Source organism: Herbaspirillum sp. RV1423 (assembly GCF_000577615.1).
In the GTDB taxonomy this organism is placed as follows: Bacteria; Pseudomonadota; Gammaproteobacteria; order Burkholderiales; family Burkholderiaceae_D; genus Herbaspirillum.
The window spans coordinates 63,504-88,935 of record NZ_CBXX010000008.1 but is presented as its reverse complement, the minus strand read 5'-3'; the positions used below and the strand labels follow the sequence as shown (position 1 = coordinate 88,935).

The 25,432-nt window shown below is 60.2% G+C and carries 21 protein-coding genes and 1 tRNA gene; all 22 read left to right on the top strand.

The features are described from left to right. Nucleotides 1-160: 160 nt before the first annotated feature. A tRNA-Arg gene (locus RV1423_RS10700) sits at nucleotides 161-236 on the top strand. 797 nt (nucleotides 237-1,033) lie between these two features. Next, nucleotides 1,034-2,032: an AraC family transcriptional regulator gene (locus tag RV1423_RS10695; protein WP_034296316.1), complete on the top strand. Its 999-nt coding sequence runs from the start codon at nucleotides 1,034-1,036 to the stop codon at nucleotides 2,030-2,032. Nucleotides 2,033-2,601: 569 nt separating this feature from the next. Beyond that, nucleotides 2,602-3,717, top strand: coding sequence for an alcohol dehydrogenase catalytic domain-containing protein (locus RV1423_RS10690; protein WP_231502180.1), 1,116 nt, complete (start codon nucleotides 2,602-2,604; stop codon nucleotides 3,715-3,717). Nucleotides 3,718-3,755: 38 nt separating this feature from the next. Then, a complete protein-coding gene (locus RV1423_RS10685) occupies nucleotides 3,756-4,289 on the top strand; it encodes a cupin domain-containing protein (RefSeq protein ID WP_034296313.1) in 534 nt (177 codons plus the stop codon). Nucleotides 4,290-4,322: 33 nt separating this feature from the next. After that, nucleotides 4,323-4,835: a bacteriohemerythrin gene (locus tag RV1423_RS10680; RefSeq protein WP_231502178.1), complete on the top strand. Its 513-nt coding sequence runs from the start codon at nucleotides 4,323-4,325 to the stop codon at nucleotides 4,833-4,835. Nucleotides 4,836-4,863: 28 nt separating this feature from the next. Further along, nucleotides 4,864-5,607 carry an SDR family NAD(P)-dependent oxidoreductase gene (locus tag RV1423_RS10675; protein ID WP_034296311.1) on the top strand — a complete coding sequence of 248 codons (744 nt, stop codon included), beginning with the start codon at nucleotides 4,864-4,866 and terminating at the stop codon, nucleotides 5,605-5,607. Nucleotides 5,608-5,887: 280 nt separating this feature from the next. Further along, a complete protein-coding gene (locus RV1423_RS10670; RefSeq protein WP_034296308.1) occupies nucleotides 5,888-7,228 on the top strand; it encodes a Rieske 2Fe-2S domain-containing protein in 1,341 nt (446 codons plus the stop codon). 179 nt (nucleotides 7,229-7,407) lie between these two features. After that, nucleotides 7,408-8,805: an amidase gene (locus tag RV1423_RS10665; protein WP_034296305.1), complete on the top strand. Its 1,398-nt coding sequence runs from the start codon at nucleotides 7,408-7,410 to the stop codon at nucleotides 8,803-8,805. Between the two features lie 23 nt (nucleotides 8,806-8,828). Further along, nucleotides 8,829-9,842 carry a ring-hydroxylating dioxygenase ferredoxin reductase family protein gene (locus RV1423_RS10660; protein ID WP_034296303.1) on the top strand — a complete coding sequence of 338 codons (1,014 nt, stop codon included), beginning with the start codon at nucleotides 8,829-8,831 and terminating at the stop codon, nucleotides 9,840-9,842. Nucleotides 9,843-9,861: 19 nt separating this feature from the next. Continuing rightward, a complete protein-coding gene (locus RV1423_RS10655) occupies nucleotides 9,862-11,193 on the top strand; it encodes a M20 family metallopeptidase (RefSeq protein ID WP_034296300.1) in 1,332 nt (443 codons plus the stop codon). 43 nt (nucleotides 11,194-11,236) lie between these two features. Further along, on the top strand, nucleotides 11,237-11,974 hold the full coding sequence (locus tag RV1423_RS10650; protein ID WP_034296488.1) for an aspartate/glutamate racemase family protein: 738 nt from the start codon (nucleotides 11,237-11,239) through the stop codon (nucleotides 11,972-11,974). A gap of 44 nt (nucleotides 11,975-12,018) precedes the next feature. Further along, the gene (gene iaaH / locus RV1423_RS10645; RefSeq protein ID WP_051516622.1) at nucleotides 12,019-13,467 is read left to right on the top strand and encodes an indoleacetamide hydrolase; all 1,449 of its coding nucleotides are present in this window, start codon (nucleotides 12,019-12,021) and stop codon (nucleotides 13,465-13,467) included. A gap of 293 nt (nucleotides 13,468-13,760) precedes the next feature. After that, complete coding sequence (locus tag RV1423_RS10640; RefSeq protein ID WP_197034917.1) at nucleotides 13,761-14,735, top strand: YCF48-related protein; 975 nt, start codon at nucleotides 13,761-13,763, stop codon at nucleotides 14,733-14,735. A gap of 29 nt (nucleotides 14,736-14,764) precedes the next feature. Beyond that, nucleotides 14,765-17,134, top strand: coding sequence for an RND family transporter (locus RV1423_RS10635; RefSeq protein ID WP_034296484.1), 2,370 nt, complete (start codon nucleotides 14,765-14,767; stop codon nucleotides 17,132-17,134). A gap of 72 nt (nucleotides 17,135-17,206) precedes the next feature. Then, nucleotides 17,207-18,781, top strand: coding sequence for a DUF1302 family protein (locus RV1423_RS10630; RefSeq protein WP_155835077.1), 1,575 nt, complete (start codon nucleotides 17,207-17,209; stop codon nucleotides 18,779-18,781). A 22-nt stretch (nucleotides 18,782-18,803) separates the two neighbouring features. Then, nucleotides 18,804-20,054, top strand: a complete 1,251-nt coding sequence (locus RV1423_RS10625; RefSeq protein ID WP_034296294.1) for a DUF1329 domain-containing protein — start codon at nucleotides 18,804-18,806, stop codon at nucleotides 20,052-20,054. A gap of 171 nt (nucleotides 20,055-20,225) precedes the next feature. After that, complete coding sequence (locus tag RV1423_RS10620; RefSeq protein ID WP_034296291.1) at nucleotides 20,226-21,167, top strand: 3-carboxyethylcatechol 2,3-dioxygenase; 942 nt, start codon at nucleotides 20,226-20,228, stop codon at nucleotides 21,165-21,167. Between the two features lie 29 nt (nucleotides 21,168-21,196). Further along, nucleotides 21,197-21,982 (top strand): 2-keto-4-pentenoate hydratase, encoded by a 786-nt coding sequence (mhpD, locus tag RV1423_RS10615; protein WP_034296288.1) that lies wholly within the window; start codon nucleotides 21,197-21,199, stop codon nucleotides 21,980-21,982. A 9-nt stretch (nucleotides 21,983-21,991) separates the two neighbouring features. Further along, on the top strand, nucleotides 21,992-22,936 hold the full coding sequence (locus tag RV1423_RS10610; protein ID WP_034296285.1) for an acetaldehyde dehydrogenase (acetylating): 945 nt from the start codon (nucleotides 21,992-21,994) through the stop codon (nucleotides 22,934-22,936). Nucleotides 22,937-22,956: 20 nt separating this feature from the next. Beyond that, a complete protein-coding gene (gene dmpG / locus RV1423_RS10605; protein ID WP_034296282.1) occupies nucleotides 22,957-23,991 on the top strand; it encodes a 4-hydroxy-2-oxovalerate aldolase in 1,035 nt (344 codons plus the stop codon). A 45-nt stretch (nucleotides 23,992-24,036) separates the two neighbouring features. Beyond that, nucleotides 24,037-24,903 carry an alpha/beta fold hydrolase gene (locus RV1423_RS10600; protein ID WP_034296279.1) on the top strand — a complete coding sequence of 289 codons (867 nt, stop codon included), beginning with the start codon at nucleotides 24,037-24,039 and terminating at the stop codon, nucleotides 24,901-24,903. 77 nt (nucleotides 24,904-24,980) lie between these two features. Then, nucleotides 24,981-25,409: a lipocalin-like domain-containing protein gene (locus RV1423_RS10595; RefSeq protein WP_034296276.1), complete on the top strand. Its 429-nt coding sequence runs from the start codon at nucleotides 24,981-24,983 to the stop codon at nucleotides 25,407-25,409. Nucleotides 25,410-25,432 lie beyond the last annotated feature (23 nt).

Here is a 25,432-nt window from a genome sequence, read left to right as displayed (position 1 = left end):
CAAGCAAAATCAGTGTTTATTACTGTTTAGAGAAGCGCTGTCTCGCCCAACCTTTGATTATAGACACAATGTAATTCATTGGGAACGGAAAATAGTTGCTTTGCGTGGACGGCGAGAGGGAAAAACTGTATCCTTCATGCCTCTCCGACGTTCGTCCAAAGCGGCTGTAGCTCAGTGGATAGAGTATTGGCCTCCGAAGCCAAGGGTCGTGGGTTCGATCCCCGCCAGCCGCACCATGTTTTCTTTTATTGATCAGTCATGTCGCTGGAAGTATCAGTTTGCCGCGTGGCAGATTTTTGCTTCCGAATCCGAGCGACAACGTTGTACATCCGCACTTCTAGAGCCTGCCCACTTTCCGCTGCCTGTTTGCCAGCCGTAAAACGGCCTTTGAATTGCATAAATGGCAATGCATTTCGCTATGGGAACATAGTGCATTTATTGCGCAGCGCGAATACGCTGGGCAATATAAATATCTTTGGGCCATTCTTCAAGCGAATCCCGTCGATAATTCCAAATTAATGGTTAACCGGCCCCGGGTCTCTGAGTCGGAGAGTCCGCACGCCCTGGGTCATTTTACAAGTGGCACTCGCAAAAAACTCCTCTCCTTGCCGGGCTTGCCTTCATGCCGGCACCACGTGTTCGGCTCCAGCGTCATCCTGCGGATGACTCGGCGCGGCTCCCGCATACACAAGCGGCTTCACACCTTTGCTGCTGGCAGCGTTCCTATGTCCTACTGGGGGCGCCCCATAATTGGGCGATACACCAATATTGGGCGCGGCAAAAATACGGAAGTTCTGTTCGCATATCGTATATACTATTTTTCACCCTTGGCGCAGATCATTCCTATAAAGAAGCAGGCAAAAGCACTGCTCACATCGTGCGCGTCATGTAATGGGGGAGACAGGCTGAGTGATGGATTTTCTGGCACATTTTTTGCGTCAATGTGCGTACCGATCGGTGCGCTCGGAAGTCAGTGCGTTTGGCAAACTGGACCCCGGTATCTGGTTTTTATCATTTATCTAGGAGACAGATAATGGCGCACTCCCTTTTTCCTTCCCTGACCCCGGCTGACTCCGTGCTGTCACGTTACGACGTGTGCAAAACATCCGATATCGAAGAGGCGCGTTCGGTTGGCGAGCGCATCTTTTGCAAAAACGCCATCTATTCCAAAGATCCCCAGTTCAATACGCGTATCAACTATCGGCGTGTGGGCGGCTTGGGCGTGGGAAGGATGACCTATGGCGGCGAGACCATCATTGATCCAGACGTGATGGAATCGTTTTCGCTGATCCAGATTCCTATCAGGGGGCGCGAATTCATCGAGTCCGACGGTAAACGGGCTTTGCTCGAGCCCGACCAGGGCATTGTGCTGAATGCACATGTCCGCACGAGCATTCGACACATGGCCGGCACCGAGAAAATCATCGTCCGTGTCAACAATGACGTGGTCAGGCGCCAGTGCCAGCAGCATCTGGGACGCACCTTGCAGAACGATGTCGAATTCAAGATGGAAATGGCGCTGGATACGCCGGATGGGCGCAGTCTGGTTCAGATGCTGGCATGGATGTGCGATGTTCTGTCGAACACGGATAAGGTATCGCCGCTGTTGAGCACCCAGTTCGAAAGCACGTTCGTGGGCATGCTGCTGAACTGCCAGGAGAACAACTACAGTGAAGATTTGTACGAGGACAAAGGGAAGTCTCTTGCGCCCTCCTTTGTCAAGGGAGTTGAACATTACATTGAAGAGCATGCCCATGAGCCAATCACGGTGGGCGACCTGGCGGAATATGCCGGTGTCAGCAGCCGTTCCCTGTACTCGGGTTTTCGTCGCTTCCGCAATACCTCGCCTATGCATTACCTGAAGGAAGTCCGCTTGCGCCGTGTGCATGAGGAACTCCTGCTGGCCTCCCCTACCAGCGGGGCGGTGACCAACGTCGCGTTGCGCTGGGGGTTCAGTCATCTGGGGCATTTCACGACGGACTACAAGCGCCGCTTCGGTGAAACCCCGTCCCAAACATTGATGCGCTCCTGAACGCTGCCGACATGACCGATCTGTCGCGGTTCAATTTACCGCTTCAGGTCGCCTTGTTCATCGATTGAATTCGCCACGTCGTCTTCGCCGGCGTGACATATGACGTGCGCCTGACTACGATCAAGGTCCTGGCCTACGACGGCTTCGGAATCCGGTCGGCTGCCCGCCGGTTCAACAAGGGGCGCTTTGTCCAGCCAAATAACAGCACCCTCGCGGATGCATTACCTCAAGGTAGTGCGCTTGCAGCATGTGTGAACTTCCTTCAGTCTCACCCTGCCAGGCGAAGTGCCACCGCCACCGCCTTCCACGAAATCCCTCCGAAACATTGATGCGCTCCTGAACGCCCCCGCGCCGTAATTAACTAGGCCGGTCAGCGCAAAGGCTCCCGCTTTTCTGCATTAGCGGGATAGTAGTTTCGCCTGCGGGAGCGCCAGCCGCGCTCTACATGCATAGGATCGACCCCAGGACAGGTGTTGTCGGCCGCGCCGTGAGCGGCGCACTCCACATCCCGCTGCTGCGCGGGCCGCACGGGGTGAACTCGACCCTATTACCAGATCAAGGAAACAGACATGAATGCAAAGAATGTAATGAAGGCGATGCGCGTGTACGACTCCAGTGGGCATTTCCAACTGGACACGATTCCGCGCCCGACGCTGTTGCGTCCGACGGATGTGGTCGTCAAGGTCAAGGCGTCCGGCGTCGTGCCGAACCTGCGCAATGTGATTAGCCACTATGGCGAACGTTCTTACCTGACGTTGCCGGACCTGCCTGCGATTTTTGGTCTCGATATCGCCGGCGTAGTGGCTGAAGTCGGTTCGGCTGTGACGGGGGTTGTGCCGGGCGACCGCGTGTACATCAACCCGGGCCGCTCCTGCGGCTCGTGCCACGCTTGCCGCATGGGTGAGCCGACCAACTGCGTGGCCTATACCTTCCAAGGCTATTTCGGCTTCGGCCCGCGTTCGAAGCAGATTTACCAGCAGTACCCCTATGGCGGCTTCAGCCAGTATGCGACGGCGCCGGCCGACGGTCTCGTCAAGCTGCCGGCGGCGGTGAGCTTCGAGCAAGCTGCCCGCTTCGGCTATCTGGGTACAGCCTATTCGGGCTTGCGCAAAGCCGGTATCGGCGCCGGCAAGACGGTCCTGATCAGCGGCGCCAGCGGCACGCTGGGCTTGGGCGCGGTGCAGATTGCGAGGGCGATGGGCGCGGTCAAGATCTTCTGCGTGGCGCGCAATGTCGAGTTGCTCGAACGTCTGCGGGCACTTGATCCAGACCGCATTCGCACCTTCTCGTATGGTTCCGGCGATCTCGGTGAATGGGTGCGGAGCGAGACGGACGGCATGGGTGTCGATGCGGTGCTTGACGCGATCGGCCCGGGCGCGTCGCATCAGGTCACGCTCGACTGCCTGCGGTCGCTGGCGCGAGGCGGTCGTCTGGTCGAGGTGGGGGCGATGTCCGATCCGCTGCCGTTGAACCTGCACGAAATCATGTGCTCGCAAATCAGTCTGCTGACCTCTCTGTGGTTCACGGTCGGCGAAGGCCAGGATCTGGCCTATATGGCCGCAGCCGGCACACTGGATTTGAGCGTATTCGAGAATCACACCTATGCGCTCGAGCAGGCCAATGAGGCGCTCGCCGATGCAGAAAAACGCAAGGGCGGTTTCGTCAACGTGGTGATCGTGCAGTAAGTGCACGACCCATTCGCAACAAGAACAAGGAGTTTGAAATGGTAAGACGTATCGTAACCGGCGAGCGTAACGGCAAGTCGGTGGTGATGTCTGACGGTCCGGTCGAGAACACGCACGACTACGCGGCGGTGCCGGGTTTTCGCACCACGCTGGTATGGGCCACGACCACGGCTGAGCCCAAGTTGCCTTTCGATGGACGCGACCCGGTGGTCGGCATCCAACCCATGCTGCCCGCGCCGCACGGCACAAGCGTGATCGTCGTGCAGTTTCCGCCCGATAGCGTGATGGCTGCGCAGGACTTCGACGGCGCCGCTGCCGGCGCGGAATACGCCAAGTACCTTCCGGGCCTGGCCGAGTCGTTTGATACTGACGGATCGGGTTTTCACCGCACTGCAACGGTCGACTACGACGTGATCCTGTCCGGCGAGCTTTGGCTCGAACTCGACGATGGCGAGATTCGGCATCTGAAAGCGGGCGATGTCGTGATCCAGAACGGTACGCGCCATGCCTGGCGCAATCGCAGCCAAACACCGGCAGTGATGCTGTCCGTGCTCATCGGCGCCAAAAAATAATACTGTCCGACAGACTGACACAGGAGTTCATGCATGTCCCATCACCACGCGCACGCACATCAGGTCGGGTTAGACGAGAAGGCTGCCGAAAAACTCGAGTGGAGCGATGCGATGCTGCTCGGTCATGGTCCGATCGACGACGCCCATGAAGAATTCGTCTGCGTCGTCAAGGCGCTTTCCAAATGTGATGCGGTGACGGCCCTCGGCTGCCTCCAGGCGGTTGAGGATCACCTGCTTGCACATTTCGGTACTGAGCGCGAGTGGATGGAGCGCACCGAGTATCCGAATATGGATTGTCACCTCGACGAACATCAGAAGGTGCTCGACTCCGTGCAGCAAGTGAATGCGCTGGCGAAGATCGGACAGGTCGGCTTACGCGACGTGCGTCGTCTTGCCGTCGCGCTCGCGGATTGGTTCCCGAAGCACGCCACCTATCTCGATTCCGCGCTGTCCGCGTGGATCAGCAAACGTCGGTACGGCGGCGCACCGGTGATCCTGCGGCGCGACCTCGGTAACGGTGTGCAGCAAGAGTCAGCCTTCACCTGAGCGAAAGCAGTGTTAAAAATGGATTCGTATGTTGATGAAAGATAAGATCGGCCTGGTGACAGGCGGCGGCTCGGGTATGGGACGCGCCGCGGCTCTGGCGCTCGCAGCCGAAGGCGCGACAGTGGTGCTGGCCGGTCGTACCGAAGACAAGCTTGCCGCGGTGCGCGACGAAATCGTCAAGACAGGCGGCAAGGCTGAGATCAAAGTGACCGACGCCTCGCGCCGCGAGGATAATGAAGCACTCGTCAAGTTCATCGAGTCGCGTTTCGGCCGTCTCGATTTCGCGTTCAACAATGCGGGAGGTCACGCCGACTTCAAACCGATCGATCAGACGCCGGTCGAAGAATCGGAATGGATCATCGACCTCAACTTCAAGGGCGTCTACTACGGTGTGAAGTACCAGATCGAAGCGATGCTGCGCACGGGGGGCGGCGCCATTGTGAACAATGCGTCGATCTTCGGCCTGCGAGGCATGAACGGCATCGCCCACTATGTGGCCGCCAAGCACGCGGTGGTCGGTCTTACGAAGGCGGTCGCAAAAGAATACGCGGGTCAGAACATCCGTATCAATGCGGTATGTCCCGGTGCGACCGAGACGCCGAACTACATGCGTTCGACCGGCGGCGATGTCCATCTGCTCGACGACATGATCCCCATTCGCCGTATCGGCCAGCCCAATGAAGTGGCCGAAGCAGTGCTGTACCTGCTGTCCGACAAGTCGAGCTACGTCACTGGCGCGATGCTGTCGGTCGATGGCGGCATGACGGCCTGACGGCGTGAAGCAGGCAGTAACGCGGCAACATTTCTCTCAAGCCCCGGCGGACGTTCTGCCGGGGCTTTCCTCATTTCGCTGGCTACAGGATCGACTCCACGACTACATCGATACATCCCGATCGCTGCACACAGGTGAGCGTGAGAAGTTCCGGTGTTTTTGTGCATTGACGGGATAGAGGTTTCACCTACGGGAGCGCCAAGCGGGATGGCGATACGTAGGATGAGATCAACTGCTTCGCATAGGCGCGAAGCTTTTTTCCAGTCCGTAGGAGGCTTTCATGGCAGATCAACCCGTTGTCCGTCGCCGCGTCATCAAGAACGGCATCAGCGAAGAGCGCACCAACAGCAGCAAAGTCCAGAGTCAATACCAGCCGTACAAAGATGCGGCTTGGGGTTTCATTAATCACTGGTATCCGGCCTTGTTCAGCAATGAGCTGCCGGAAGACCACGTCGAAGGCATCCAGATCTGCGGCATCCCCATCGTTCTGCGCCGTGTCGACGGCAAGGTCTACGCGCTGAAGGATCAGTGCGTACACCGTGGCGTTCGCCTGTCCGAGAAGCCGATGTGCTTCAACAAGGAAACGATCTCCTGCTGGTACCACGGCTTCACCTTCGATCTCGATTCCGGCGTGCTGTCCACCATCGTGGCCAACCCCGACGACAAACTGGTCGGCACGACCGGCATCACTACCTACCCGGTGCAGGAGCTGGCCGGCATGATCTTCGTGTTCGTGCGCGAAGACGATTTCCCCGATGCCGATGTGCCGCCGCTTTCCGACGACCTGCCGTTCCGCTTCCCGGAAAATAGCGAGCGCTTCCCACATCCGCTGTGGCCATCCGCACCGAGCGTGCTGGATGAAGGCGCTGTCGCGCTGGGCATGCACCGCACCGGCTTCGGCAACTGGCGCATCGCTTGCGAGAACGGTTTTGACAATGCCCACATTCTGGTCCACAAGGACAACACCATCGTTCATGCAATGGAGTGGGTGCTGCCGTTGGGTATCCTGCCGGCTGCCGATGACTGCATCACCACCGTCGAAGACGACAAGGGCCCGAAGGGGCTGATGCAGTGGTTGTTCACCGACAAGTGGGCACCGGTACTGGAGAACAAAAAGCTGGGCCTCAAGGTGGAGGGCATCAAAGGCCGTTTCTACCGCACCTCGGTCGTGTTGCCGGGCGTGCTGATGGTCGAGAACTGGCCGGAAGAGCACGTGGTCCAGTACGAATGGTACGTGCCGATCACCGACGACACGCACGAATACTGGGAAGTGCTGGTGCGCGTTTGTCCAACTCAGGCTGAACGCGACAAGTTCCAGTACCGCTTCGACCGCGTCTTCAAGCCGCTCGCCCTGCACGGCTTCAACGATTGCGACCTGTATGCCCGCGAAGCCATGCAGAACTTCTATTCTGACGGCACCGGCTGGGATGACGAGCAACTGGTGGCGACCGACGTGTCCCCGATCACCTGGCGAAAATTGGCCTCGCGCTGGAATCGCGGCATCGCCAAGCCCGGACGCGGCGTTGCCGGCGCGCTGAAAAACACCAGCCTGCGCTTCAAGGATACGGCCGACGGCATGCGCCCCGGCTACAAGGTCCCGAAGATCTCGGATGACGTGTAAGTCGCGCACAAGGCTGTGCCATCAAGCACGGTCTTGTTGAGTCGACTCGCAACCTGCCGACCGTCGGCAGGTTCGATCCGGGTTCGCAACTTTTCTTTTTTTCGCAGCACGGCGCGTCGAACAACGTCGCCGTGCGCCGAGACCTTCACATTGCGCTTCTTCCGTGGCCTGGAGCGAGCATGGAAAACGAATTGCACTATCTGGAAATATCCGAGTTGTCGCAGCTCCTCCACAGCGGCAAGATCTCGCCCGTCGAAGTCACGCAGGCGCAACTCGCGCGCATCGAACAGCTTGACGGCAAACTCAACAGCTATGCCTGTGCTGCGACCGAGCAAGCGCTGGCGCAAGCGCGTCAGGCCGAAGCCGAACTCGCACGCGGCGAATCCCGCGGCCCCTTGCATGGCGTGCCGATCGGCGTGAAAGACCTGTTCTGGACAAAGGACATGCCGACCACGGCGGGCACCACGATTTATCGCGATTATCTCGCATCGGAAGATGCCACGGTGGTGACGCGGCTGAAGGATGCGGGTGCGGTCATCCTCGGCAAGATGCGCATGACCGAAGGCGCGTTCGCCATCCATCACCCGGAGCTGCCGGCGCCCAACAATCCCTGGGGGGCGGCGCATTGGGCCGGCGCTTCTTCCAGCGGCAGCGGCGTGGCCACGGCGGCCGGCCTTTGCTACGCAGCTTTGGGCACCGACACCGGCGGTTCGATCCGTTTCCCCTCCGCCGCCAATAACCTTACCGGCCTGAAACCGACGTGGGGCCGCGTCAGCCGGTACGGTGCATTCGAGTTGGCAGCCAGCCTCGACCATGTCGGTCCGATGGCCCGCAGCGCCAGGGATGTACTTTGGCTGCTGTCCGTCATCGCCGGTCATGACCCCAAGGATCCCACGTCGCTACCCGGCGGCAGCCTGGAAATCTCCGGCGTCAGTGAAACCTTTGAGGGGCTGTGCATCGGCGTGGACGAGTCCTGGTTGAGCGACGGCGTCGATCCCGCCATCCAGAAAGGCTTGCAGCAAATCATCGACTTCATCCGTGAAGGCGGCGGCGTGTTGCAGGCCGTGTGCATGCCCGACACGCGCACCGTCAGCACCAATTGGGAACGTCACTGCGGCGTGCAGACAGCGATCGCGCACGAAGCCACTTATCCGAGTCGCGCCGCCGAATACGGCCCGGCGTTGAGCCGCCTGATCGACGGCGGGCGCGAACTGAGCGGCCTCGATTACCAGCGCATCCTGCTCGCTGCGCAGCGCTTTACCGGTGAAGTCGATGCCTTGTTCAACCAGGTCGACCTGGTGCTCGCACCGGTGCAGCCGTATGCCGCACCGACCTACGGACAACTGGCCGACCTCGCGTCGGACCCCGAAGCCAATCGGCGCCTGATTCAGTTCACTTCACCCTTTAACGTCAGCGGCCATCCGTGCCTGAGCCTGCCTTGCGGTTTCACGCGGCAGGGCTTGCCGCTGGGCGCCCAATTCATCGGGAAAAAAGGCTCGGAAAACCTCCTGTGCCGCGCGGGAATCGCCGTGCAGCGCGTCAGCGACTGGCACAAGCAGCATCCGCCCGGTATTTAAATTTCATCGCCACGAGAAACACCATGCCTCATGTCACCCTCCACTATGCCGACGGCGTCAGCCGTAGTTTCGACGTCGCCGCCGGCGAATTCATCCTCGACGCCGCCATCGCCGCCGAGATTCCCGTGCTGTACCAGTGCCAATCCGGCAGTTGCTCGACTTGCGTCGCCACGCTGGCGTCCGGCGACGCGCAGGTTCGCGCCGGTGTCAGCTCGACCCTGCTCGCCAGCGAAGTGGCGGCCGGCACACGCCTGCTGTGCGTGTGCGAAGCAAAGTCGGATTGCAGTTTCGACCTCGCTTACACCAGCAAAGCCGGCACCAGCGTCGCGCACGAAGTCCACGCTTTTATCGATTCAGTCGAGCAGATTGCCAGCAATGCCGTGCGTCTGACGGTGGAGCTGGCCGATGGCGAGTGGATGGAATTCCGTCCCGGCCAGTTCATGCAGATCGAAGTGCCGGGACTCGGCGTGCTGCGCAGCTATTCGCCCTCGAGCGTAGGCACTGATATACCGAAGCTGGAATTTCTCATTCGCATCCTGCCCGACGGCGCGATGTCCAACTTCCTGTCGAAGATGGCCGAGCCGGATCAGGTGCTGAGGCTGACCGGCCCGTACGGCTCGTTCTTCCTGCGCGAAGAGAAAAGGCGTGCCCCGCATATCTTCGTCGCCGGCGGCACCGGCCTTGCCCCCATCCTGTCGATGATCGACACCCTGCGCCAGAGCGGCGGACGCAAGCCGCCGATGCTGCTCAGCTTCGGCTGCGCCACGCCGGACGCACTGTTCTGCCTGGAAGACATCGCGCTGCGCAAGCAATGGCTGCCGACGCTTGAATCACGCATCTGCGTAGACCGCGATCCGCAGGAAGGCATGCATCACGGCAATCCGGTCAGCGCCCTGCGCGAAGGCGATGTGACGCCCGACACCGTCGCCTATCTCTGCGGTCCGCAAGTGATGATCGACGCAGCCACCAAACGCCTGATCGAACTGGGTGCGGACCCGGCCAACATCTACAGCGAACAATTCACGCCCACCAATTGAGACAAGAAGGAGCGCCGTCATGCTACCCACAACAACTCCCCTCCCATTTTCCGCCGAACAGAAGAAATGGTATGAGCAGGCCTGCGCGAAAATCGACCCCAGGCGCCTGCAACGACTGTTGTTCGATCTGACCGATATCCACAGCCCGACCGGCGCCACGCGTGCAGCCAGCGAATTCATGGTCGCCCACCTGGCGAAGCTTGGCTTTGAGGCCGACTACCAGCCGCTGACCGACATCAGCGGCAACGTCAAGGCGCAATACAAGGGCGCAGGCGGCGGCGCTTCCGTGATGCTGTATGCACCGATCGACACGCACCTCGACTGCACGCCGGAAGAACGCGAACTGCTGACCGGCCCCGCCACCGAGGCCGACATGCAGCCGCGCGCGCAACAGGTCGACGACTGGGTGTTCGGTCTCGGCGCATCCAACCCCAAGGGCATGATCGCCACGCTCACCGAAGTCGCCGCCGCACTGATCGAAGCCAAGGTACCGCTGCGGGGCGATCTGCTGATGGGAATGGCCGACGGCGGCATGCCGGTGGACATTTCTTCGCGCCAGCACGCGGGCATGTCCGGAGGGGTGTTGCATCTGCTCAATCGCGGCATGTATCCCGACTTCGCCGTCATCATGAAGCCGTGGAACTGGGTCTATCACGAAGAGCCGGGCATGGCCTGGTTCAAGCTGCGCGTGTACGGCACGCTGGGTTACGCGGGCGTACCGCATGACATCCCGGGCTTCCGTAGCTCGGTCGGTGCGACTGCGACAGTCATTCCCGAACTGGAAAAATGGATTCTCGATTATGCCGAGAAAAACACCTCCGGCGTGATCAAGCCGCACGGCTGGATCGCCGGTGTGCGCGGCGGCAATCCCGAGCGTCCGGCTTTCCCTTCCTTCCTCACCGAATTGTTTTTTGACGTGCGTGTCAATCCGCGCAGTTCGCCGGCCGATGTGAAGGCGCAATTCGCGGCCTTCGTCGCCGACCTCAAGGCGCGACGTCCCGAGCTGGAAATGGATTGGGAAATGTACGGATCCGTGCCCGGCGGCACTACCGATCCGCAGAACTGGATCATCCAGTCCTGCAAGCGCGGCTGGGAACACATCGAAGGCAAGCCGCATGGCACGCCCGACTGGCTGGGCGGACAGACGGATGGTGCGGCATTGCGCCGTTATGGCGTGCCGACCGCGCGCATCGGTTGGCCGTGGCCGGCGCAAGGCGCACCGTTGCCGGTGGCTGAAGGATTGGGCGGCATGGGCGCGACCTACGTACCCGAGTTGATTCCCTGCGCCCAAAAGATCATGTACGCGTTGATCGACACGCTGACGCGCCCGCGCAGCGAAATAGGTTTGTAAAGGAATTTTGTCGATGAATCTGCAAAAAACGAAAGGATCTGTCATGAAGAAACGCATCAAGCTTATCGTCCCCGTGCCAATGAACGAGCAGACCAAGGCGATGTTTGCCTCGCAGCTTCCCCCCGGCATGGTGCGCGACGACATCGAAGTGGAGTTCGTCGGCGCGGGCAGCGTGCTCAGCCTCGCCGACAGTTACTACGATACGACCATGATGGACGCCGCCGTGCTGGCTGCCGGCATGAAGGCCGAGGAGGAGGGCTTTGATGCGGTGTGCATCAATACCGTCAGCGACTCCGGCCTCTACGGTTTGCGGTCACGCCTGTCCATTCCCGTGATGGCGCCGGGCCAGAGCGCCTTCCATCTGGCCTGCACGCTGGGCCACAAGTTCAGCGTCCTGACCATGTGGCCGCAGTGGTTCGCGCTGTATCGCAAGACGCTCAAGGAATACAACCTCGAATCGCGCCTGGCATCGATCCGCTCCATCGATGTGCGTCCCGACACCGAGTCCTTGCTGCAAGGCAAGGAGGACGTCGTGTTCGGCAAGCTGCTCGAACAAGCCAAGCTGGCCATCGAGCAAGACGGCGCGGATGTGCTGGTGCTGGGGTCCACCACCATGCACCAGTCGCATGCCTACCTGGCGGCCAACCTGTCGGTGCCGGTCCTCAATCCCGGCGTGATCGCCTACAAGATGTGCGAACTGATGCTCGACCTCGGCATCAGCCACAGCAAGACCGCCTTCCCTAGTCCGGAAGTGATCAAGGACTACGCCTTCCGTATTTGATCTGTATTTGATTTGCACTTGATTCGACAATCCAGGAGTACTGTATGAGCACTTCCCCATTGGTAGCAGAGGCGCTGTCGACCGATCTCTGTATTCACGAAGCGATGACGGCGTTTCGCGACGGCACGCTGACCAGCACGGCATTGGTTGAAGCCTGTCTGCGCCGCATCGATGAACTCAGGCATTTGAATGTCTTTGTGACCGTCGATGCAAAAGGTGCATTGCAAGCGGCTGAGCAAACCGACAGGGACCGTGCCGCCGGCAAGCCGCTCAAGCCGTTGGCCGGCATTCCCTTCGTGGTCAAGGATAATATCCATGCGGCCGGTATGCCGTGCACGGCGGGTTCGCCGGCGTTCGCCGATTTCGTGCCGGCAAAGGATGCACCCACCGTGCAGAAGCTGCGCGATGCGGGGGCTATCGTGCTGGGCAAGACCAACCTGCACGAGTTCGCTTTTGGTGCGACCGGTTATAACCGCGCATTCAATACCGGCAGCAAGGTCGGCATCCGCAATCCCTACGATAGCGAACGGATCGCCGGCGGTTCGTCTTCCGGAAGTGCGGCAGCGCTCGGCGCGCGCATGTCGTTGGCGGCGCTTGGCACTGACACGGGCGGCTCCATGCGTATTCCCTGCGCGCTCAATGGTTGCGCTTCTCTGCGTCCGAGCAGCGGCCGCTACCCGCGCCTAGGCACGGTTCCCATCTCGACCAGTCGCGATACGGTCGGACCGATGGCGCAATGTATGTCCGACGTCGCTTTGCTCGATGCGCTGATCACCGACGAATACACGCTGCCGCCCATCGAGCTGTCAAAGTTGCGGCTGGGGATGCCGGCCCAGTTCTGGCAGGGACTCGACGAAGACACGCAGGAAGCTGCGCTGGCGGCGATGGACAAGCTGCGTGCGCACGGCGTGACCGTGGTCGAAATTCCTCATGCGCAGATTTTTGAACTCAACCAGCCGATCGGTTTTCCGGTGGTGATCCACGAAGCGCGGGTCGGCATGCAAGCCTATTTGCGCGAACAGGGCCCGGGCATGTCCATCGAAGAAATGGTCAGCAAGATCCACAGCCCGGATGTGAAGTCGATCTACGAGCAGTTGGTGCTGCCGGCAAAATCGCCGACGCCCGAAGGCATGGTCGATGTCGAACCGTTGTTCGAAGCCGCCGAGAACACCGGCCGCACCGCGCTGAAGCAACACTACCAGTATCTGTACGACACCTACGCTGCCGATGCGTTGATCTTTCCCACCAGCACTATCGTTGCACCGGTGGCATGTCCCGAAGTCAACGAGCCGGAAATCTTCGAGCGCCTGATCCGCAATACCGAGCCCGGGGCCAGCGCCGGACTGGCTTGCATCCAGTTGCCGGTCGGGCTGGGACGACGCACCGGCCTGCCGGTCGGACTGGAGCTGGACGCGCCGGCGGGCAGCGATCGCCGTCTGCTGGCGATCGGCATCGCCCTCGAATCCGTGCTCGGTCGCATCCCGCCGGCCTGAAACATTCTTTTTCTGATCCTTGGCTGGCCACGTGCCGGGGCAATTCCCGGCGCGCCGTCTTTTTGCGCGATGCACCCACCCAAAAATTGTCACGCCGCCGTCATGAATATTGCGGGCAAGGGATAAGCCCGCGTTGTTCGGATAGTCGCGCCGGATCGGAATCGAGAAAATCAGTACGCACCAGTAGTTTTTTACATGTCAACCAAGTGAATTGCTCTATGAACAAGTCTTTCAGTCTTCGTGTGGAGAACCCGACGCTGCCAAGTGAGAAACGGCGCGTTACCAGTCTGCTTGTGTCAGCCCTACCGTGGATGATCATTGCCGGTCTGCTGTATGCCGGCCTGTTCATCAAACCCAAGGCCGTTGGCGCGAGCGTCACGCCGCCGGCGCTGGAGCGGCGCGACCGCGTCTACGGCATTGCGCAGGGTGAAGGCGGCACGCTTCTGGTTGCCGCTTCCAACGGCAAGATTCTCTCTATCGGCGAAGACCACAAGATTGTGCGCCAGGCAACGCCGGTCAATCTGTCCCTGCAGGACATCGCCGCCTTCGACGCCGCGCATGCCGTGGCCGTCGGCAACGACAACGTCATTCTGCATACCGAAGACGGTGGCAAGCACTGGACCAAGGCGGACAGCGTGCCGCGCTCGCAAGTCGCAAACAAGCTCAACCGCGTGCGCACCGGCCCCAATGGCGTCGCGGTCGCCGTGGGCGAGATGGGCGCGCTGCTGCGCACGCAGGATTACGGCAAGACCTGGGAGCGCATGCGCGAAGAAGAAGATGTGGCGTGGAACGACGTCGCCATCCTCGATGGCGGTACGTTCGTCGCGGTGGGGGAGTTCGGCAAGATTTTGCGCAGCGGCGACGGCGGCAAGAACTGGGAGAAAGAGCAGGCTTCGGTGCAGGGTTCGCTCATGTCCGTCGCCTTCCGCGATGCGGCCAATGGCGTTGCCGTCGGCCTCGATGGAGCGGTGCTGAGCAGCAGCGATGGCGGACGTACATGGACCAGCGCCAAGTTGCCGGTGCATGACCACTTGCTGGATGTGCTGTGGAACGCCGACAAGAACGAATGGTTCGCGGTCGGCGCGCTGGGCCGCTGGATCAGCGGTAAGCAAGGCGCAGACGGCCTGCAATGGAAGACCGGCACGCTGGGCGAACACACCCTGTCGTGGCACACCCGCGCGCTGGCATCCGGTTCTTCCTATTGGCTGACCGGCGCCGATGTCGGTAGCTGGGATGGCCAGCAATGGAAACCGCTGGCATCGAATTAAATCACCGCACCATTTTCGAGATTGCTCCCATGATTGAACGTATCGCGCATTTCTGCATCAGCCGACGCAAACTGGTCGTCTGTCTGTTACTGACCTGTACCCTCATCCTGAGCTGGTTCGCCCTGCACATTCAGGTGCGTACGGTGTTCGAGGACATGCTGCCCTCGAAGCATGAGTACGTGAAGACGCATGAGAAATTCAAGGACACCTTCGGCGGCTCGAACATGGTCACCATCATGCTCGAAGTCGACAAGGGCGACATCTTCCAGAAGTCTTTGCTGGAGAAGGTGCGCGACCTGACTCTGGGCATGCGCGAAGTGTCCGCGGTCAACCAGTTCCAGATCACCTCGCTGGCCTCGAAGAAACTCAAGGAAGTGCATGCCTCGACCAGCGGCATCGAGAGTTCGCCGCTGATGTGGCCCGATGTGCCGCAGACGGCCGAGAAGATGGCTGAGCTGAAGTCGGCGGTGCTGCGCAATCCGCTGGTGTACGGCCCGTATGTTTCGAAGGATTTGCAGGCCACGTTGATCACGGTGGATTTCATCGACCAGAAAGTCGATTACGCCACGGTCTTCAAAGAAATCAACGCGCAGATCGCCAAGGTCGATGACGGCTCGGTGAAGATTCGCGTGGTCGGCGATCCGATCCTGTTCGGCTGGGTCAATCACTATCTGCCCGAGACCTTGCATCTGGTGCTCTACGCGCTGGGTGTCACGCTGGCCATGCTTTTCGTGCTGCTGCGCACCTGGCGCGGCGTAATGCTGCCGTTGCTGGCCGGACTTGTCTCCGCCATCTGGGCGCTGGGAATTTGCCAGATCCTGCACATCAATTTCGAACCGCTGGTGATCGTGGTGGCGATGCTCATCACATCACGCGCCGTATCGCACTCGGTACAGATCGTCAATCGCTTCGATGACGAACTGGATGCGCAACCGCAACTTGTCGGCGAAGAACTGTCTCGCACCGCCGCACGTGTCGCGCTGGCCGATTTATTCCGCCCCGGCATGCTGGGCGTGATTGCCGATGCCGCCTGCATGGCTGTGGTCGCCATGAGTCCGATCCCGATGTTGCAAAAGCTCACCGTGCTTTCTGTGGTCTGGGTTTCCACGCTCACCGTCAGTGCCGTCATCCTGACGCCGGTGCTGCTGTCCTACATCCGCAAGCCGCGCGGCTTTGCACATCCGCTCAACCTGCAACCGCTCCTGCGCAAGGTCCTGGACTTCTCGGTTTTCATCACCTTGTCCCGCGCCCGCTATGCAGTGTTGGGCGTCAGCCTGGTGGTCATCGTCAGCGCCGGCATTTATGCGCTGAACCTGAAGATCGGCGACGCCAATCCCGGTTCGCCGATCCTGTGGCCCCACGCGAAGTACAACCAGGATTCCAAGGCGATCAATTCGCGCTTCGAAGGCGTCGACCGCATGTTCGTGGTGATCGGCGACGGCGACAAGCCGGGTGCGGTCAAAAGCAACGACGTACTGCAATCGATGGACCGCTTCCAGCGCTTCATGGAAGTACAGCCCGAGATCGGCGGCTCGCTGTCGATTGCCGACGTGATCCCGCAGGTGAACGCCAGCCTGCACGAAGGTAATCCGCATTACCAGGAAATGTCGGACAACGCGGCCATCAACGCCAGTCTCATGGCGATGCTGGAATCGGTCTCCGAGCCGGGCGACATGGATCGCTTTATTGACCGGCAATCTTCCAACGCCTCCGTCACGCTGATGTTCCGCGATCGTCAGGGTGAAACCATCCGCACCGCGGTCGCGCGCATCCAGGAATTCATCGCCGCCAATCCGGTCAAGGATGCTCATTGGCAGTTGGCCGGCGGTGTCGTCGGCGTGATGGCGGCAATCAACGAAATCATCCTGTCCAGCCAGATCGAAGCCATCGCGCTGGCGCTCCTGGTGCTGGCGGTGCTGTGCACGATCGTCTATCGCTCGACGATCGCCGGGATGCTGTTCATGGTGCCGGTCATCATCTCCAACATGCTGACCTTCGCCTTCATGGTCTGGAAGGGCATCGGCATGAACATCAATACGGTGCCGGTGGCCGCGCTCGGCATCGGCCTCGGTGTCGATTACGCGTTCTACATCGCCGACCGCGTCAAGGAAGAAATCGCCATCGGCAGTTCGCCCGAGCATGCCATCCGTCAGGCGCTGCACTCGGCCGGCATGGGCGTCATCGTCACGGCCAGCGTGCTGATCCTGAGCACGCTCTTGTGGTGGGCTTCGTCGCTGCGTTTCCAGGCGGAGATGGGGCTGCTGATGGCCATCTGGCTCTCGGTGTCCGCGATGTCGGCGCTGTTCGTGATGCCTTCGCTGATTTACGTGTTCCGTCCCAAGTTCATCTTTGGCGCGCAGGGGGGCGACGCCAAAGTACTGCTGCCGCAGGCGGCTTGATTTACTGAACAAAAACAAAAAGTCCCACCAATACATGCAGCTCTTATCCACATCTCTTTTTCGGGAGAAAAAATGAAGCAACGCAAATCGAGCATCATGCGACCCAGCCGCCTCGTCCGCCCGCTGATTCGTGCTGCCGTGATGGTGGCCGCGGCTCCGCTGGCAATGGCCGACGACAACGGCGGCGAGAATCGTTTTCACTTCGACGGCTATGTGCGGGAAGAAGTATCCATCAATGCCAAGGACTGGCAGGATACGCCAAACTATAACGACCAGGGCAAGGTGTCGATGGCACGTACGACCTTGCGTCTGAACACCGACTTCAAGGCGAATGATTCCCTCGGCTTCGTCCTCAAGGCGCGCGCTTCTCAGGAAATCAAGACGTCGTTCCTGGGCCATCTGGAAGGGATGGGGGCGAACAATTACAACAACCACGGCGTGATGGACCTGTACAACGAGGTCGATCTGCGTGAATGGTATGCCGATTACAAGGCCAGCGACCGCGTCAAGTTCCGTCTGGGTAAGCAGCAAATCGTCTGGGGCGAGACCGACTTCTTCGTCGCCAACGACCTTGCCATGGGTTATAGCAATGTCTGGCGCAGCTTTCTGGAGCCAGCCAACGAAGAACTGCGCAAGGGCAATATCGCGCTCAAGGTCAATGTCGACGTTCCCGAAGCGAACGGCGGCATCGAGGCATTCATTCGTCCGGGCTGGGATCGCAAGAAGGATATCGGTACGGAAATCGATATCTATGGCGGTCGCTGGTCCAGCCAACCCTATGCCGGCGTGGATTTCCGGAATATCGATCCTTACGCCTGGAATAATTCCAAGGCCGACATCCAAAGCAAGACCGGCGGCGTACGTTGGAGCGGCATCGCCGGCGATACCAACTATTCGGTGTCGTGGATGCGCACCTTCTACAACTCGCCGATCCTGAACCCGTCGCCGACCTTCGCGGGCGTACCTTCCGGCGCGACGCCGATTGGCAGTACGACCACGGCGGGCATGGCCGGCGAAATCATCTATCCGATCGTGAACGTGTTTGGAGCAACGGCCAGCCGCTACTCCGACCTGGCCGATGCCGTGTTCAGCGCCGAAGTAGCCTATATCAAGGACGCTCCTTTCAACTATGCATCGGCGACGCCGTCCTTGATGACCCAGTTCATCGCGCCGGGATTCGATGGCTGGAAGACCAAGAACGTGATTGCTTCCATGATCCGCATGGACAAGAACTTCGCTTTCACGCAGGGGCTTTTGGGAACGGAAAAGCCGATGTTCTTCTCGGTGCAGTTGTTCGACAAGTGGATTCAGAACTTCGACGCGAATGAAAACCTGCTTTATAACGTGGGTTGGGGCGGTCGTGTGAAGCGGCACAATGCGCTGCTGACCACCATCTTCGATCTGAGCTACGACAACGGCCGTGTCCATCCGCAGCTCGTGCTGGGTTCGGACATCACCAATGGCGGCGGCTTCTTCATTCCGTCGGTCACGATGCAGTTCGGCAAGAACTGGCGCTGGAAGGTCGAGTACGACGGTTTCTGGGACAGCGGCTACATGAAGGCCAACAATGCCAACGACAGGACCACGCTGTTCGGCTATCTGCACAATCGCGACCAGGTCTACACCAGCCTGACTTATCAGTTCTAATCGATCGCACTGGAGAACAATCATGAAAGCAACTACCCTGTACCAATCCCTGATGGCTGCGCTGATCGGCGCGGCTTGCCTGCCAGCCCTGGCTGCCGATCTGACCGAAGGCACGGTGATTTCCGCCGCCAACCTGGACCAGGTCAAGAGCGCCACGTTCGAAGGCCATACCATCGCCAGCATGCTGACCGAAAAAATGGAGTGGCGCATCCGTAACAGCGGCTGGAAGCTGACGCTGGCCAAGCCGAAGAAAGTTGCCCTTGATGCGCGCTGGGTCAAGGCCAGCAAGGCCAATGAAGGCAAGACCAAGATCAACGATGCGACATGCCAAGTCGACGGCTGGAAAGCAGGTGAACCATTCCCGACGATTGACGCGAAGGATCCGGAAGCGGCGAAGAAGATTATCTGGAACCTGAGTCTGGGTTCCCTGGTCGGCGACGTGTCTTCCGTACCCAGCTTCACGCAGTTGCTGATCGACGGCAAGAGCGGCATCCACGCCGAGCTGGTGGCCGAGTTCACCCGCTATAACATGAAGGGCCGCCTGACCGGCAACGCGACATCCATCGGCGACGATAACGAGAGCGTACGCCAGTTGCTGTTCTTCAAGGCGCCTTCCGAAGTCAAGGGCGTCGGCACTTACACCGTGATCTACGACTCCACCAAGGTGCCGGACGTCTGGGCCTACGTTCCCGCCGTTCGCCGCACTCGCCGCCTGTCGGGCGGCGCATGGATGGACCCGGTCGGCTCTTCCGACCAGTTGCAGGACGATCTGGACGGCTTCAATGCGCGTCCGTGCTGGTACCCCGAATACAAGTTGCTGGGAAAGCGCTGGGTATTGGCTGCCGCCAACAGCAAGCTTGACGTCTGGAACACCAAGGCGTCTTCGACTCCCGAGAAGTATCCGACCCTGGATCGCGCCGCGCCGTACTGGAATCTGGATGACACCTTCGAGCCGCGTGAAGTCTATGTGGTCGAGGCCGTCACGCCGTCGCAGCACCCGTACAGCAAGAAGGTGCTCTACATCGAGACCCAGTATCCTCGCGTGCACTACGTCGAGGCATATAACCGCAAGGGCGAATTCTGGAAGTTCATCGAACTGCATTCCTATGTCAATCAGAAGGAAGGCGACGTCCGTACTGTCGCTCTGGACGTGATCGACTTCCAGCGCAACCACGCGACGGCTTCGCTGATCGACGTGTCGACTTGGCGCACCAACTTCGAGGCCAAGCCGAGCGACGTGTCACTGACCCGTCTGGAATCCGCAGGACGCTGATGTCGGTCGCGGGACCGCTCGTTCCTTCGCACACTCATGCGGATGGACGAGCGGATTGTTTCGGGATAGTCGCTGCGGCGCCGGCCGGTCGATGGCGCCGCAGCGGATTGAAAGAACGGATTTTCCGCAACGCCTTGCGCATTACTTTCAGCAAGAATTTATAAAGCATCCATGCCAATTCATCTCGAATGCCTGTCCCACACGCCGTTGCATGGTTATTTCGATCCTGTACCGGAAGTGCTCGCCGAAGTCGAGCGTGTGCAGGCCGCCGCGCGCGAGCGTGTGCTCGCCTACGACCCGGAACTCGTGGTCGTGTTTGCGCCGGATCATTACAACGGCTTCTTTTACGACCTGATGCCGCCGTTTTGCATCGGCGCGGCAGCGCATTCGATCGGCGACTACAAAAGTCTCGCCGGGCCGTTACCGGTGCCAACCGAACTGGCCAAGGAATTGGTCGGCAGCGTGCTGGCTGCCGATATCGATGTGGCCTTGTCTTACCGCATGCAGGTGGATCACGGTTGCGCGCAGGCGCTGGAAGTACTGACCGGTGGATTGGACCGCTTTCCAGTGATCCCGGTATTCATCAATTCGGTTGCACCGCCGATGGGGAGAATGCGTCGTGCGCGCCTGCTGGGCGAAGCCATCGGACGCTTCCTGGCGCATAGCGGAAAGCGCGTGCTGGTGATCGGCTCCGGCGGTATTTCGCACGAGCCGCCGGTGCCGGAACTGACAGGCGCGAATGCGGAAGCGACGGAACGGCTGATTGCCGGACGCAATCCGACGCCCGAGGCGCGCAATGCACGCCAGGATCGCACCATTGCCGCAGCCAGGGCATTCACGGCAGGCGCCAGCAACATGCATCCGTTGAATCCCGAATGGGACCGCGCGTTTCTCGTGCGACTGGCCTTCGAGCTGTCGGCCGTCGATGGCATGACCAACGAAGAAATCGTGCGTGAGGGCGGCAGGTCGGCGCAAGAAATCCGCACTTGGGTCGCGGCCTTCGGCGCCTTGTCCGCCTACGGCGCTTACCGCGCCTCGCTGGATTTCTATCGCCCGATTCCGGAATGGATCGCGGGTTTCGCAGCCATGCACGCCGTGCCCGCTGCGGCATAAAAAATACAGCCGACACAAAAGGAATACCAATGTCAGAACAATTTGTACAAACCTTGGCAAGCAGGCTGCGCAACGCAGAAGAAACACGCCAGACGGTGTCTCCGTTGCGCGGAGAAATCCCGCTCGACGACTTGTCGCTGGCCTATGCCGTGCAGCAGGCGAACGTCGATGCACGTCTTGCGCAAGGCGAGCGCATCGTCGGCCGCAAGATCGGCCTGACCTCGCTGGCGGTGCAAAAGCAGCTCGGCGTCGATCAGCCTGATTTCGGCGCGCTCTTTGCGAACATGGCCTATGGCGACGGCGCACCGATGTCGCTGTCGCGCCTGATCCAGCCTAAGGTCGAAGCAGAGATCGCGCTCGTGCTGGAGCATGATCTGACGCAAGAAAAGCACACCTTCGCCGATGTCGTCGCCGCCAGCGCCTACACGCTGGCGGCGATCGAAGTGGTCGATAGTCGCATCCGGAACTGGGACATCCGTTTTGTGGATACGGTTGCCGACAACGCATCGAGTGCATTGTTCGTTCTGGGCAGCCGTCCGGTGCGGCTTGCGGATCTGGATCTCGTCGCAGCGGCGATGACGCTGTCCCGCGATGGCGAAGTCCTGTCGCGCGGCAATGGCGCCGCTTGTCTCGGCAATCCGCTGAACGCCGCCGTCTGGCTGGCGGACATGATGGTGAAGATGGGCACCCCCTTGCGCGCAGGCGATGTGGTGTTGACCGGCGCGCTCGGTCCGATGGTGGCCGTCACGCAGCCGGGGACGTTCACGGCGCAGATCGACGGACTTGGCAGTGTGCGCGCGATATTTATCGACTAAGGAGTCACCATGAGCAAGAAACTCAAAGCCGCGATCATCGGATCGGGCAACATCGGCACGGACCTGATGATCAAGATCCTGCGCCACGGCAGGAATATCGAAATGGGCGCGATGGTCGGCATCGATCCGGGTTCGGATGGTCTGGCGCGTGCCTTGCGCATGGGCGCGGCTGTCACGCATGAAGGCGTGGAGGGTTTGACGCGCATGCCGGACTTCGCCGATATCGACATCGTGTTCGACGCGACCTCCGCATCCGCGCACGTCAAGAACGACGCCTTCTTGAGGAAGCTCAAGCCCGGCATCCGCATGGTCGACCTGACGCCTGCCGCCATCGGCCCGTATTGCGTTCCGGTCGTGAACGGCGATACCCACCTCGACGCGCAGAACGTCAATATGGTCACCTGCGGCGGCCAGGCCACGATTCCGATGGTGGCAGCGGTGTCCCGCGCGGCCAAGGTGTATTACGGCGAAATTATCGCCTCCATTTCCAGTAAATCCGCCGGCCCTGGCACTCGCGCCAACATCGACGAATTCACCGAGACGACTTCCAATGCGATTGAGCAGGTCGGCGGTGCGCAAAAGGGCAAGGCCATCATCATCCTGAATCCGGCCGAACCGCCGCTCATCATGCGCGACACTGTGTACTGCCTGACGGAAGCCAATGCTGACCAGGACGCCATCCGCAAATCGGTCGCCGACATGGTCGCTGGAGTGCAAGAGTACGTCCCGGGCTATCGCTTGAAGCAGGAAGTCCAGTTCGACCGCTTCGACACCCCGCTGAACGTGCCTGGCGTCGGCAAACTACCCGGCCTCAAAGTTTCCGTCTTCCTCGAAGTCGAAGGCGCAGCCCACTACTTGCCGGCGTATGCGGGCAACCTCGACATCATGACCAGCGCCGCGCTGAAAACGGCGGAGCGCATGGCCGGACGCATCTTGTCGCCCGTGGCGGCGTAAGAACGAGCAAAGGAAAGAACATGACTGCCAAATTCGACAAATCCAAGAAGATTTACGTCTCCGACGTCACCCTGCGCGATGGCATGCACGCCATCCGTCACCAGTATTCGCTGGAGCAAGCCATTCAGATTGCCAAGGCGCTCGACGAAGCGAAGGTCGATTCCATCGAGGTCGCTCACGGCGATGGTCTGCAAGGTTCGAGTTTCAACTACGGCTTCGGTGCACACACCGATCTGGAATGGATCGAAGCGGTCGCCAGTGTACTGAAGCATGCAAAGGTCGCCACGCTTTTGCTTCCCGGCATCGGCACCATCCACGATTTGAAAAATGCCTACGACGCCGGCGCCCGCGTCGTGCGTGTCGCCACCCACTGCACCGAAGCGGACGTCTCCAGGCAGCACATCGAATACGCCCGCGGACTCGGCATGGATACCGTCGGCTTCCTGATGATGAGCCACATGACTACACCGCAGAATCTCGCGCAAGAAGCCAAGAAGATGGAAAGCTACGGCGCGACCACCATCTATGTGGTGGACTCAGGCGGCGCGATGAACATGTACGACATCGCGGACCGCTTCAAGGCCTTGAAGGACGTGCTTAAACCGGAGACGCATACCGGCATGCATGCGCACCACAACCTCAGCCTGGGCGTAGCGAACTCCATCGTTGCGCTGGAGAACGGCTGCGATCGCATCGACGCGAGTCTCACCGGCATGGGCGCGGGCGCCGGCAATGCGCCGCTGGAAGTGTTTGTTGCCGCGGTGGATCGCATGGGCCTGAACCACGGTTGCGACTTGAAGAAACTGATCGATGCGGCCGAAGACATCGTGCGTCCTATCCAGGAGCGTCCGGTACGCGTGGACCGCGAGACGCTGGCGCTGGGCTACGCCGGCGTGTATTCGAGCTTCCTGCGTCACTCCGAAGCGACGGCGCAGAAGTACGGCCTGCTGGCCTTCGACATCCTCGTCGAACTCGGCAAGCGCCGCATGGTCGGCGGCCAGGAAGACATGATCGTCGACGTCGCCCTCGATATGTTGAAGCAGAAGGCTGCCTGACACAGGCGCATTTCATCGAAGTACGTTTACGCGAAGGAATCGCAGATGAGTACAACCTGTAGTGAAGCATCGACAAGCAAGTTCGTAAAAGTCCGCGATGGCGATGTGGAATACAACGTTCACTACAACGATGTCGGTCCTGCATCCGGGCAAGCCGTCGTGATGCTGCATGGCTCGGGCCCGGGCGCAACCGGCTGGGCCAATTTCCATCGCAACATCGAGCCTTTTGCCGCTGCCGGCTATCGCCTGCTCCTGATCGACATGCCCGGTTTCGGCAAGAGCGATGTGTTCCTCAATACGGCCGGTTCGCGTTCGGATTTCAACGGCCGCATCGTCAAGCTCGTGCTCGACCAGATCAAGGTCGAGCGCGCTCACATGCTCGGCAATTCGATGGGCGGACACAGCACCACGGCCTTCGCGCTCGCCAATCCGGATCGCGTCGGCAAGCTCATCCTGATGGGCGGCGGCACAGGCGGTCCGAGCCAGTTCGTGCCGATGCCGACGGAAGGCATCAAGCTGATCAACCACGTCTACCGCGAACCGACGCTCGACAATGTCAAGCGCATGATGAACATCTTCGTGTACGACCCCAGCGCACTGACGGACGATTTGCTGCAACTGCGGGTGGACAACATGCTCTCGCGCCGCGACCATCTCGACAACTGGGTGAAGAGCCTGGCGGCCAATCCGAAGCAGTTCAGCGACTACGGCCCGCGCCTTTCCGAAGTCAAGGCGCCGACTCTCATCATCTGGGGTCGGGATGATCGTTTCGTACCTCTCGATGTCGGTCTGCGCTTGCTGTGGGGCATGCCGAATGCCGAGATGCACATCTTCAATCGCTGCGGCCATTGGGCGCAGTGGGAGCATGCGGATAAATTCAATCGCATGGTGCTGGACTTCCTTGCTGACTGATGCGGCAGGAAGAGACCCACAGGTTGCCTCTTGCCGGGTGACGGGATTTCAACAATTTACATGACAGGAGACAGTCAATGAGCGAGCAAAAAATAATCGGACGCTGGCAAATCGTTGCTTGGGAACAGGTTTACGACGATGGCCGCCGTACCTATCCGATGGGGCCGCAAGTGGAAGGCTTCATCCAATATGATCCGGACGGCCGCATGATGTGCATTCTGTGCCGCGGCGATCGCAAGAACTTCACCACCGGCGGGCAATGGAACGCCTCGCAGGAAGAAAAGGCCGAAGCATACAGCTCCATGCTGGCCTATGCCGGCACCTACATCTTTGCCGGGGATACCGTCAGCCATCACGTCGAGTTGAGCGCCTTTCCCAACTGGAAGGGCGGTATCCAGAAGCGCCGCATCGAAACGATGGATGCCGGCCAACTGGTGTTGGCGGCGCGCCTGGAGGAGGGTACCTCGGAGGCGCGCACTGCACGGCTGGTCTGGAAGCGCGGTTGATTTTTCTTCTTCATCACGGCATA